The organism is Streptococcus sp. 27098_8_134 (genome assembly GCF_041431675.1).
Taxonomy (GTDB): domain Bacteria; phylum Bacillota; class Bacilli; order Lactobacillales; family Streptococcaceae; genus Streptococcus; species Streptococcus sanguinis_R.
Map to the genome: position 1 here is coordinate 116,098 of NZ_JAPVYD010000004.1, position 12,016 is coordinate 128,113.

At 44.1% G+C, this 12,016-nt stretch carries 13 protein-coding genes; 1 reads left to right on the top strand and 12 read right to left on the bottom strand.

The annotated features are described in order from the left end of the window. From O3620_RS09930 to O3620_RS09945, 4 genes are read right to left on the bottom strand one after another with little or no spacing between them, the layout of a single operon-like run. The gene (locus O3620_RS09930; protein WP_002919032.1) at positions 1–591 is read right to left on the bottom strand and encodes an L-threonylcarbamoyladenylate synthase; all 591 of its coding nucleotides are present in this window, start codon (positions 589–591) and stop codon (positions 1–3) included. Then, positions 584–1,414: a peptide chain release factor N(5)-glutamine methyltransferase gene (gene prmC / locus O3620_RS09935; RefSeq protein ID WP_002919034.1), complete on the bottom strand. Its 831-nt coding sequence runs from the start codon at positions 1,412–1,414 to the stop codon at positions 584–586. Before prmC ends, O3620_RS09930 begins: the two co-directional genes overlap by 8 nt. After that, positions 1,414–2,493: a peptide chain release factor 1 gene (gene prfA / locus O3620_RS09940; protein ID WP_002919035.1), complete on the bottom strand. Its 1,080-nt coding sequence runs from the start codon at positions 2,491–2,493 to the stop codon at positions 1,414–1,416. The genes prmC and prfA overlap by 1 nt, the downstream gene beginning before the upstream one ends. A 35-nt stretch (positions 2,494–2,528) precedes the next feature. Further along, the gene (locus tag O3620_RS09945) at positions 2,529–3,101 is read right to left on the bottom strand and encodes a thymidine kinase (protein WP_002919036.1); all 573 of its coding nucleotides are present in this window, start codon (positions 3,099–3,101) and stop codon (positions 2,529–2,531) included. 123 nt (positions 3,102–3,224) lie between these two features. On the opposite strand from O3620_RS09945, the gene O3620_RS09950 reads away from it, so the two are divergent. Further along, positions 3,225–3,407, top strand: coding sequence for a 4-oxalocrotonate tautomerase (locus tag O3620_RS09950; protein WP_002919037.1), 183 nt, complete (start codon positions 3,225–3,227; stop codon positions 3,405–3,407). A gap of 22 nt (positions 3,408–3,429) precedes the next feature. On the opposite strand, the gene O3620_RS09955 is transcribed toward O3620_RS09950, so the two are convergent. The 8 genes from O3620_RS09955 to O3620_RS09990 all read right to left on the bottom strand — a co-directional run bounded on the left by O3620_RS09955 (position 3,430) and on the right by O3620_RS09990 (position 11,868). Further along, on the bottom strand, positions 3,430–4,770 hold the full coding sequence (locus O3620_RS09955) for an MATE family efflux transporter (protein WP_002919038.1): 1,341 nt from the start codon (positions 4,768–4,770) through the stop codon (positions 3,430–3,432). A gap of 114 nt (positions 4,771–4,884) precedes the next feature. Continuing rightward, entirely contained in the window at positions 4,885–5,466 is a 582-nt protein-coding gene (locus O3620_RS09960) for a xanthine phosphoribosyltransferase (protein WP_002919039.1), read from the bottom strand. A 64-nt stretch (positions 5,467–5,530) separates the two neighbouring features. Beyond that, complete coding sequence (locus O3620_RS09965) at positions 5,531–5,719, bottom strand: twin-arginine translocase TatA/TatE family subunit (RefSeq protein ID WP_002897604.1); 189 nt, start codon at positions 5,717–5,719, stop codon at positions 5,531–5,533. Next, a complete protein-coding gene (tatC, locus tag O3620_RS09970; RefSeq protein ID WP_002917236.1) occupies positions 5,719–6,435 on the bottom strand; it encodes a twin-arginine translocase subunit TatC in 717 nt (238 codons plus the stop codon). The genes O3620_RS09965 and tatC overlap by 1 nt, the downstream gene beginning before the upstream one ends. Further along, entirely contained in the window at positions 6,428–8,128 is a 1,701-nt protein-coding gene (locus O3620_RS09975) for an FTR1 family protein (RefSeq protein ID WP_002919042.1), read from the bottom strand. Before O3620_RS09975 ends, tatC begins: the two co-directional genes overlap by 8 nt. Beyond that, positions 8,106–9,314 (bottom strand): iron uptake transporter deferrochelatase/peroxidase subunit, encoded by a 1,209-nt coding sequence (efeB, locus tag O3620_RS09980; protein WP_002912396.1) that lies wholly within the window; start codon positions 9,312–9,314, stop codon positions 8,106–8,108. The genes O3620_RS09975 and efeB overlap by 23 nt, the downstream gene beginning before the upstream one ends. 4 nt (positions 9,315–9,318) lie before the next feature. Continuing rightward, a complete protein-coding gene (gene efeO / locus O3620_RS09985; protein ID WP_002919043.1) occupies positions 9,319–10,191 on the bottom strand; it encodes an iron uptake system protein EfeO in 873 nt (290 codons plus the stop codon). Between the two features lie 120 nt (positions 10,192–10,311). Then, the gene (locus O3620_RS09990; protein WP_002919044.1) at positions 10,312–11,868 is read right to left on the bottom strand and encodes a ClC family H(+)/Cl(-) exchange transporter; all 1,557 of its coding nucleotides are present in this window, start codon (positions 11,866–11,868) and stop codon (positions 10,312–10,314) included. Positions 11,869–12,016 lie beyond the last annotated feature (148 nt).

Consider the following 12,016-nt stretch of genomic DNA (forward strand, 5'->3'; position numbering starts at 1 on the left):
TTAAAATTTTATATCATTTACTTGGGCGAGAATATCCTCGCGAGTAATCACTCCCTGGCGTAGAATAAGTGCCTTTTCTCCAGACAAGTCCAGAATAGTTGAATCCTGACCTGTCAAAGCGGCATCATCTTCTATCCCTGAGACCTCCTCTTGAAAATCCATCATAATCTGCTGGAAAGAAGTTCCACTAGCTTTTCCAGAAAGATTGGCGGATGGACCAATCAAGGGACCGTACTTGCGAATCAAGTCCAGGGTAACCGGATGTTTAGGAATTCGAAAGCCCACAGTTTCCATACCTGAGTTTATCCAAGCTGGCACTCGGTCATTGGCTTGGAGGATAATAGTCAGCGGCCCAGGTAGAAAGGCTTGATAGAGTTGTTCCAGATAGCAGGGCTGGTTCTTGGAAAAGGCATAAATCTCTTCCAAGCTAGCCACATTGAGATTAAGAGCCTTGTCACGAGGTCTTCGTTTTAATTCGTAGACACGTTCAACCGCCTCTTGATTCAAAGCCTGGGCAAAGAGGCCATAAACTGTTTCTGTCGGCAGAACGGCCGCTCCGCCTGCTGCCAGGGTCTTTTCTATCTTATCCATTGTCCATCGCCACCATTCTATCTTTGCCAAATTGATCCTTCAGAACTCGGATTCGTTTTTGAGGAAAAGATTTTTTCAGTAACCTTGCGACGTCATTTCCTTGCTTGTAACCAATTTCCAGATAGATTTTTCCTTTTTCTGTCAAATAGTCCCCTGCCTGCTCTGCTATTTTCCGATAGACGGCATAGCCATCTTCCTCAGCAAAGAGGGCCATGTGAGGCTCTGAGGTCAGAACATTGAGACCAACTTCGTCTTTATCTGCTTCTGAAATATAGGGCGGGTTAGAGACGATAATGTCAAATTTTCCACTAATAGCATCCAAGCAATCAGATTGGACAAAAGCAAGGTTAAGTCCGCAGGACTGAGCGTTTTCTTCTGCCAAGGCAAGAGCATCGCCCGAGAGATCAGAAGCAGTAATCTGCCAGTCTGAACGGCTATTTGCCAGTGCAAGAGCAATGGCTCCGCTGCCCGTTCCGATATCCAAGACAGACAAAGAACTTTCAGGATTTTCTGACAAAATCAGCTCCACCAGCTCCTCTGTCTCAGGCCTTGGAATCAACACACGCTCATCCACTTTGAGACTCAAACCTAGAAAGTCACTTCTCCCATTGATATACTGGGCTGGCCTATGAGCAAGCAGCTGCTCTTGAATTGTTTTTAGCTGGTCACGATCTTCTTGGCTGACTTCTGTCCGAAGCTTGAGAACAAAGTCGGTAAAGGAGAGATTCTTGAGAGCCCGATAAACGAAAGACAGGCTTTCTGCTTCTTCTCCCGCTGCTACCAGCTCCTGCTCTAGCTCCGCCAAATATTGAGCCAATGTCATTATTTATTCAGCTCTTCTAGTTTTTGCGTTTGGTCATAGAGAACCAGAGCGTCAACGACTTCATCCAGTTTGCCAGCTAAAATCGTGTCCAGCTTTTGCAGAGTCAATCCGATACGGTGGTCTGTCACCCGGTTTTGCGGGAAATTATAGGTGCGAATCCGCTCAGAGCGATCGCCTGTACCAATTGTGGACTTGCGCTCTGCATCCTGCTCATCTTGAGCAATTTGAGCAAAGTGGTCTGCTACGCGGGCTCGGATGATTTTCATAGCCTTATCTCTATTCTTCTGCTGGGTCCGCTCTTCCTGCATTTCGACCTTAATATTGGTTGGCAGATGGACGATACGAACCGCAGTCGCAACCTTATTGACATTCTGTCCGCCTGCACCAGATGCGTGGTAGATGTCAACGCGCAGATCTTTAGGATCAATGTCGTATTCTACTTCTTCAATTTCTGGCATCACCAAGACAGTTGCTGTTGAGGTGTGAACGCGACCTTGGCTTTCGGTTACAGGAACCCGCTGTACGCGGTGAGCACCAGATTCATACTTAAGCTTTGAGTAGACCGACTGACCTGAGACCATAGCGACCACTTCCTTGATCCCGCCTACACCATTATAAGAGGCCTCCATGACTTCGAAGCGCCAGCCTTGGCTTTCAGCATATTTTTGATACATCTGCAAGAGGTCTCCTGCAAACAACTGCGCCTCGTCTCCTCCTGCAGCCCCGCGGATTTCAAGGATAATATTCTTATCGTCATTTGGATCTTTAGGCAAAAGAAGGATTTTTAGTTTTTCCTCGTATTCTTCTTTTTCAGCCTTGGCATCTTTGAGCTCCTGCTTGGCCATTTCTTCTAAGTCCGCATCACCAGAGGCGTCTTTAATCATTTCTTCAGCGTCTGTGATGTTTTGCAGGACTTTCTTATACTCGCGGTAAGCTGTCACTGTATCGCGGGTGCTGGCTTCTTCCTTAGAAAGCTCCATAAAACGGTTGGTATCGCTGACTACATCAGGGTCGCTTAGGAGTTCACCAAGTTCTTCATAGCGATCTTCAACTGCTTGTAACTGTTCATAGATGTTCATAGATTTTTCATCATCTCCTTTTTTCTATCGTTGGATTACTTAATATCGGGGTTAAAATAGTGCTTGCGGCAGACTGATATATAGGTCTCATGACCGCCAATTTTGATCTGCTCACCATCATAAACTGGCTTTCCGTTATCAGTCCGTAAAACCATGATAGCCTTACGAGAGCAATATTGGCAAATGGTTTTAATCTCCTCAATCTTGTCAGCCAAGAGCAAGAGATGCTTGGACCCTTCAAAGAGTTCATTGCGAAAATCATTTTTCAGACCAAAAGCCATAACCGGAACATCAAGCTCATCCACCACTCTAGCCAAATCATAGACATGATGGCGTTTCAAGAACTGAGCCTCATCAATCAAAACACAATAAGGTTTTTCAGGAAGCTGCTGGATATAGCCAAAAATATCCGTCTGGTCTTCAATAGCTATAGCATTCCGCTTCATACCGATACGACTAGAAACGACACCAAAGCCGTCGCGGGTATCAACAGCTGAGGTCATGATAACTACGCTCTTGCCTTGTTCTTCGTAATTGTGGGCCACTTTCAAAATTTCAATGGTCTTGCCCGAATTCATCGTGCCATATTTGTAGTATAACTGAGCCATAATTTAAATCTTTGCTAATTCACTATCTCCATTTTTACTTCACATTATTTTACCATAATTCACTACTCTTTAAAACCTCATTTGTGATAAAATAATAATAACGAAATAAAGGAGGCAGAAAATATGCCATTTGTTAGAATTGATTTATTTGAAGGTCGTACTCTGGAGCAGAAAAAAGCTCTTGCTAAGGAAGTAACTGGAGCTGTTGTCAGAAATACTGGCGCACCTCAGTCTGCTGTCCATGTCATCATTAACGACATGCCAGAAGGAACCTACTTCCCACAAGGTGAAATGCGGGAAAAATAAAACAAAGCAGCTAGTTGTTTAATTAGCTGCTTTTCTTTTGAATGTTATGAAGCCGCCACTGAAAAAGAATGCCGCTCGTCACCAAGCTGGCAATGAGACCAATCCAATATCCATAAGGGCCTAAACTAGTATAGTAATCTAAGAAGAGTCCCAGGGGCAGCGAAACTCCCCAATAAGCAATCAAGCCCAAGAAAAATGGCACCTGAGTATCCTTGTAGCCCCGAAGAATGCCCTGCAAAGGAGCCGCAAAAGTATCTGCTAATTGGAAAAAGAGGCTGTAGGTCAGAAAAACAGATGTCATACGGATAAACTCGGTATCCGACCCATAGAGAGCAGCCACACGGTCGCGTAAGATATAGAGAAAGAGAAAGGTAAATCCAGCAATTCCCAAGGCCGTCAGCCGCCCGAGTTTACAGAATTTCTTAACATCGTCAGGACGATTAGCTCCAATTTCATAAGAAACAATGATGGACATTGAGGTTGAAATACTCATAGGAAAGGCATACATTAAGTTTGAAAAATTCATGGCCGCCTGATGGCTGGCAATGATTAGTGACGAAAACTTAGCCATGACCAGGCCAACAACTGAGAAAATTATGACTTCAGCAAAAAAAGTTCCGCCGATAGGCAGTCCAAGTCGAATGCCTTCGATTAAGCCTTTTTTGTCTAGCGGTCGAATCTTCCATAGCTCATAGGCTCGAACTTTTGGATGTTTGACTGCTACTAACAAGGATATGAGGAGCAAAACCCAATAAGCCAAAGAAGTCCCAAGTCCGGCTCCGGCTCCGCCCATTTCCGGAAAACCAAATGCACCGTAGATTAGGGCATAATTAAAAGAACCGTTCAAGGGCAAGAGTAAGAGCATGAGATACATGGAAAGCTTGGTCAACCCTAGAGCATCAAACAGAGAACGGATAGTGCTAAAGAGCAAAAGAGGAATAATGCCAAGCGCCAGATACCAAAGATAGTTCTTAGCCACTTCTTCTACCAAGGGCTCTAAGCCAAGATGGGCCAAAACCAGAGGAGCGCCCACAAATACCAAGGCAAATAAAATTAGCGATAACCCCAAAGAAAGATAAATAAACTGATAAAAATCAGAAGCAATCTTTTCTTTTTTCCCTTGTCCTAAATGATGCCCGATTATGGGTACCAAGGCCGAAACAATCCCTATCAGCAGGTCGAAAAATGGAATCCAAAGACTAGTTGCCATAGAAACACCAGCCAGATGCAAGGTGTCATACTGACCAGTCATAGTCGTATCAACAAATGAAGCAGAAAAATTGGCCAGTTGGTAGATCAAAATTGGCAAAAAAATAGAAATAAAGAGCCGCATCCGCTGATTTAAATTATGAGTTTGGTGCATAGAAATCCCTCAAAAACTTTTTCTACCCAAGTAAAATCAATGAGCTTAGATTTTAGAATATCAACTATCTTTACTATACTATAAGCCAGACAGATAGTCAAAAGGAAAAGGAAATTATATATCTGCCTCAGTAAAGACAATCTGCCCCTTCTCAAATCCTGCGATTCGCGCCAAAGAAAGAACACGATAACCGGATGTTTCCAAAAGTTGACGGCCATCCTGAAAGGATTTTTCAATGACAATGCCAACTGCCTCAACCTGCGCTCCTGCTTGCTCGATAATGGTAATCAATCCCTTGGCTGCCTGACCATTCGCCAAAAAATCGTCAATAATCAGCACTTTATCATCAGAGTTGAGAAATTTCCCAGCAATCGAAACGGTCGAAGTCACTTGCTTGGTAAAAGAATAAACTTCAGCCGTCAAAATCCCTTCTGTCATTGTGATGTTTTTGGCCTTCTTAGCGAAAATCATTGGTAGACCCAGTGCCTCTGCTACATAGACAGCCGGAGCAATACCAGAAGCCTCAATGGTCACTACCTTTGTAATTCCTGCCTCCTTTACCGCCTCCGCAAAGACCTGGCCAATCTCTTTCATCAGAGAAAAATCAACCTGATGGGTCAGAAAAGAGTCAACTTTCAGGATATTTTTACCTAACACTTGTCCATCTCTGAGAATCCGTTCTTCTAATGTTTTCATTTATCCTCCTTTTCAAAAACCATCCTGAATCTAGCAGAAAAACACGGCTATCCGTGCTTTTCCTTTACTCTTTTTCATTTTTATTCTCGGTCTTATCTTCTTCTCCAGCATGATTGACTGCTTTTTTGAATTCTGAAAACATTTTACCGATAGATTGCCCTAGTTCGGGCAGGCGTTTTGGTCCGAAAATGAGCAGGGCTCCCAGAACAATAATGATTACCCCAGGTACTCCGATGTCTTTTAAAAGTCCCATTAATTTCTCCTCGTTGATTTTCTTTGATAAATGATGCGACTGAGCAAGATGCTGACTTCATAGAGCAAAATCAAAGGTACTGTCATAGACAGATCGCTGATAAAGTCAGCAGGTGTTAGGACAACAGCCAAAACTAGCAAAATGAAGTAAGCGTATCGTCTATATTTTACCAAAAATTTCGGATTGAGCAAACCGATAGAAGTCAGAAAGGACACAAGAACTGGCAGCTCAAAAAGGCAAGCAATCGGAATAGTGGTATGAAAGACGAAACTAAGATAATTCTGCGCTGTCAGTCGAGTCTCAAAGAGACCCTCCCCCAGCGACAGCAAAACCTGTAAAATAGCCGGAGTCACAAAGTAAAAGCTGAAAGCCAGCCCCAGAACAAAACAGAGAAAGGTAGCCGGGATATAAGCGAAAACGGCTCGTGCTTCATTAGCTCGCAAAGCCGGTCGGACAAACTCCCAGACCTGATAAACCAAAAATGGCAAGGTCAGGGAAAAAGCGACCAGACTAGCCAGACTGATATAAATCCAAAGGATATCATCCGGCCCCAGCACCAGCAGCTTCTGCTCAAAATTACTGGTCAGCCATCGGTAAATATCGGCTGAAAAGAGCAAGCTAACCAGAAAAACCACGAAGAAGCAAGCCAATACCGCTAGAAAACGCCGTCTGAACTCTGTCAAATGCTCAATAATAGTCTGTTCTTTTTTATCCATGCTGCTGCTCGCTTCTCTGATTTTTAAAGCTAACATAGACAACCAGAAGGATAAAGAAAGCCTGACTAACTACCACTTCTAGGCTTGGATAAATCCCCATCCAGTCTACTGTCACAAAACCATTGATTAAGTGAGTCGGTAGGATATTGGTCAGCTGAAGGGCATGGATGCTGACACCCAGCATTTTAAAGGCCAGAGCATAGATTAGCCAAGTCAGCCAGAAGAAAATGCTGTGTGGCTTGAGAAGACCTGAAGCCTTGCTCATGATAAAGGCCAGCAAGACCAAGACCAGAAGAGCCAAGCCGATTCCCAAAAGGAAATCAGTCACAGTAATGCGCGGCAGAATTCCTGCATAAAAGAGGATGGTCTCAGCGCCTTCACGGAAAACCGCCAGAAAGCTAAGTGCAAACATAGAAAGAAAACTGCCTGTGGCTGTTACAGCCTTCATCTGACTTTCCATAAAGTCATTCCATTTCTCAATAGAGGCCTTGCTATGCAGCCAGATACCAACCAATATCATCATGGCGACAGCGAAAATACCCACTGCACCTTCGATAATCTCACGATTGGATCCAGAAGCAACTGCCGGGAAAAGAAACTGCAGCAAAGCTGCAATCACAGCACTGGCTAGAACCCCACTCGCTGCTCCTGCATAAACCCATTTGAGTCCTTTTTTCATCTTGGACGCTTTCAGAGTCGTTATCAAAGCCATGACAATCAAGAGTGCTTCTACACCCTCACGCAGCAAAATCAGCATAGCATCAAAGAAATGATAGGAAGCTGTCGTGTCAATCTGTGACAGCTCACTAATCAAGGATTCTAGCTGCTTTTGATACTTCTCTTCGCTACCCTTGACCATAATAACTGGCGTCTGACTCTCTACCTTGGTATAAAGCGAAGGATTATTGACACTGACATCTCCTTCTATCGTTGGCCAAATGGTGATGAACTCTTTCATCTTGGCAGCAGCCTTTTTATCATCTCCGCTTTGAAAGAGACTTAAGGCTTCCTCTAGGAGCTTAATTCCATCTTTCAGCGTCAGATTGCCAGCAGCTTCTTGGACTTTCTCTCCTTTGACAAAATTATCAATGGCGGTTTTCAAATCATCAAAAGAAGACTGAATCATGTCAAAGTCAGTAGGCTCCGTCTCAATAGCGCTGCGTAGGAATGAAATGGCTGTTTCTACCTTGCCGTAATGGGCTGTGCTGTTGTCTCGCACCACGCTTTCATTGGTAGTCCAGGTACTATTCATCTTCTTGTATGCTTCTCTTGTCGCTTCTAAATCCTTAGCGCTAATTGCCTTTTGTAGATTTTCAAATTTTGGCTCTAGCTTACTGAGAAGTTTCTTTTTCTCGGCCTCTAAGTCGACTGGATTCTGCTCTTTCTCAAATTTCAAGAGGGCCGAAGAGATTTGTGTCAGCTTCTCCTCCGTCACCTGACCCGATAAGTCTAGTGCCTTGCTTACCTCTTGTCCCGCTGCAGAGTCGTGATTAGCCACCCTTTCAAAGTCAGTCTTGATTTCTCCGACTAATTGCTTGGCTTTTTCCTGATCCTTCTGTTTGACCGCAGTGCTGGCATCAGTTATTTTGACGAATAAACTACTGTAGCTCTCGTCCGCTAAAACCGGCTTAGCTAAAAAGATCAGCAAGAGCCCCAAGACAAGTAAGCTTTTATTCAAATAATTTTTGACCAAGGTACTCTCCTTTTTTCACTCCACCAAAGCAAGCAAACAAACCACTACCGATATGCGTGACGTATTCATTCATCTTATCTTGAGCGCCTAGATTAGTTAGAACTTTGACAAAGCTGTCTGGATCTTTCTGGAAGGAAAGAAAGAGTAAGCCTGTGTCAAATTGACCAGTACTTTCATCAATCCCATCTGAATAAGAATAAGACCGGCGATATATAGGCTTATCAACCTCCTTGGCCAAACGGACATGTGAATCCTCTGGCAGCAAGTCTAAGTCAACCTCGTCAAACTCGTCTTTCTTGCCAAAAGGCGCTCCGCTTTCCTTATAGCGGCCAAAAGTGTTTTCCTGCTCCTGCAGATTGGTCCGGTCCCAGGTCTCAAGGAACATCTGTATTCGGCGGACAGCCATGTAAGAGCCGCCCTGCATCCAGTCCTTGCTGTCGCACCAAATGACCTTGTCAAAATCTTTTTCCTTGGTCACATTGGCCGTGCCGTCCTTAAATCCAAAGAGATTACGAGGCGTTGACATCCGGTCTCCGATAGCTGCAAAGCCTGATTGACTCCACTTCATAGTGATGGCATTTCTCCCCTTGCGGACCAGATTGCGGACCGCATGAAAGGCCACCTGCTCATCATCTGCACAGGCTTGGATGACAATATCGCCACCAGTATATTTTTCTTTGAGCTGCTCCTTTGGAAATGGCGGCAAATCCCGAAAAGCCTTAGGTCGTTTGTCTGACAAGCTCATTTTTTTCAGAAAAGAGGCTGAGACACCGAAGGTCAAGGTCAGTCGATAAGGGTTGAGACCGACAGTTTCTCCAGTATCCGTTGGCGGCAAAAGGGCATTTGAATTATCTTTTTTGACCAATTCTCCATTGACCAGCTTCTCACTGTAGGCTGTCCAGTCCTTGAAGAGCTGAATAATGGTCTCCCTATCTGTCGTATGCAAATCCAACACAACAAAGTAGATATTCTTCTGCATCGGAGTAGTGATACCCGCCTGATGCTCTCCATAGAAGCTGATTTCTTCCTCACCGTCAGCGAATTTCTTATCTTCCTTCGCCTGATTAGCGAAAAAAGCAGATGCACCAGAGACACCCAGTGCAAGACCAGCGCCTCCAATCCCTGCTTTTTTAAGAAATTCACGACGATCCATCTTTTTATTAAACCATTTTTCGTCGTTTGTCATATGATTACTTCCCGTCTAGAATGACTCCCATTTGTGAAAGAGGCTCACCCAGTTTTGTTACAGCTTCTGCCAGCTCCTTGGTGTCTTCTTTTGTCAATTCTGTATAGAGCTTGTAGTTTTCAGAGTCGGTCATGTGCTTGTCTAAGAGACCGTTGACGTTTTTAAACTCAAGTTCCAAAGTCTTAACAAGTTTCTCGTCCTTGTCCTGAATCAATGGCTTGAAGAGCTCAAAAATCTTTTCTGCTCCTTCAATATTCGCACGGAAATCATAGAGATCTGTATGGGAGAACACCTCTTCCTCACCTGTAATCTTGCTGGTCGCTACTTCATTGAGCAAGTCAACAGCGCCTGTCAGCATCATATCCGGCGTCACTTCAACTGTTGCGATTTTTGCTTTTAGCTCCTTGATATCGTTGACCAGCTGATCGGCATAGCTTTCAGTTCCCTTGGTTGTGTTTTGCTCCCACATGATTTTTTCGATGCGGTGGAAACCAGACCAGCCTTCTTCGGTCTTGTTTTCGTCAACATAGTCGACCAAGCGGAAGTCAATTTTAACGTCTGATTCACCAAAGCTCTCAGCAATCGGCTCCGAGCGCTCGTAGGCCATACGGATAAGCGGATATCGCTTTTTAGCCTCATCAAGCTTGCCTTCTTTAAGGGCGTCACGAAACTTCTCCGTATCTGTCAGGAGTTGATCGATTTGTCCTTGGACAAAAGATTTGTAATCCGCTGTCGCCTTGTTCAATTCTTTCTGATTGACAGCAGTTTGGCTGCTGGATGCTTGACTGCTTGAGCCAGTCTTGTTTGAAGAGTTGTTGGCTGCACAGCCAGTCAGTAAAATTGCCGTTGAAAATAGGACGATGCCAAGTTTTTTCATGGTGACTCCTTTGTTTTCTCTCCTAGATAGAGATTATTTCCTGTAAATTATACCAGTTTTTTTCTGATATTTCAAGAAATTGTCTGACAATTTAATCAAAAAAACTATATATTTAGACCGCTAAAGCAGCTCTTCTTTGACTTTTCCGATTTCCGTCTTTTTCAGCACCAAGTAAATCGTATCTCCCAGATAGAGGCGCGTGCTGCCATTGACCGTTTGAGTCTTTCCCTTGTGGACATTCATGGTAATCAAGACCCCATCTGGCAAGTTTAGCTCATGCACTTGCCGACCGGCAATCTTTTCAGAAACAGGGATTTCAATTAAAGTCGTATCTCCCTGGTCCTCGATACTGTCTGGCAACATTTTTTCCAGCATGGCTTCATAGACTGGCGCTCCTTTTAGCAAATCCATGATAATGTAAGCAGTCAGAGTGACCATTCCCAGAGGCATAAGATTACGAATGTCCCCAACCATCTCTGTGACCAGAATCATGGCTGTCAGTGGAGCCTTGGAAATGGCGCCAAAATAGCCACTCATGCCCAGAATAATGAAAATCGGAAATTGCTCCTGAGAAATCAAACCCTGCTGCAGACAGACCGCACCCATTGCTCCGCCAAGCAATGAACCCAGAGCCAGGATAGGCAGGAAAATACCACCTGGCAATCCGCTGCCGTAACTTAACATACTCCAGACAAAACGCAGAGCGAAAAACAAGAGCAAGGTTCCCACAGTGTAATGCTCAGCAGTCAAAGATAAAATCAACTGATTGCCCCCGCCCAACAAGTGAGGCAAGAAATAACCAATCGGAAGAATCAGGGCAAAGGCCAGAATAGGATAGTAAGCTTCTGAAATCCTAAACAAGCGACCCAAAAACTCATAAAGCAGCTGAATATTCAAAATAACTTTCTCATAAATAAAGCCTGACAAGCCCAGCAGCAAGCCCATGACTAAGTAAATCCAATACTGCTCCAGCCTCATGACCGGGATATTATCCGGCATGTCCAGTACTGGCGTCAGTCCAAACATGGAGAGCGAGACAAAGTTAGCAACTAGACTGGCCGCCAGCGTAGAGACCCAGAAAAAGCGTGAAAAATGACGGTAAACTTCTTCTACCACGAATAGCAAACCTGCGATTGGTGCATTAAAAGCAGCTGCTAAGCCTGCTGCTGCACCGCTGGCAATGAGCGCTCTCTCCTCAGCAGCACTCAAATTCAGAAATTTAGAGACGCCTTTGCCGCTCATAGCACCCAACTGAATACTTGGTCCTTCTCGACCCAACATCAGACCGCTTGAAATGGCTAAAATCCCCAATACAAACTTCTTCCAGAGAACACTCCACCAAGAAAGCGACATCAGGCCTTTCAGCTCTGCTTCAACCTGCGGAATCCCTGACCCCTTGATATTTTTCTCCGACTTTACCAAGTGGGCATTGAGCAAGACGATGAAACAATAAAGCAACACCAAGGACAATAACCAAAGCATAGACTGCTGACTCCTATGGTAGACATCCTGCACTAAATGAAAGATTTTTTCAATCAGAAAGCGAAAAATGCCCACTACCAGTCCAGCAAAAATCCCAACTAAAATACCTCGTAAAACCTGGGAAATAATCGAATGAGTTGTGAAATTAAATTCTCTCTTGATGTCGTCCTTATGCGAGATAGACTTTTTTGCCATTCTCAATCTCCTCTAAATAGTTACTTTACCAATATTCTAGCACAAAGCAGGCCTGATAAACAGATGAAATATAAATTTCTTATTTCAGTATTCTTTTTAAAGGCTCTATACAAAAAAGTCTGGGAATCGTCCCAGACTTACTTATTTT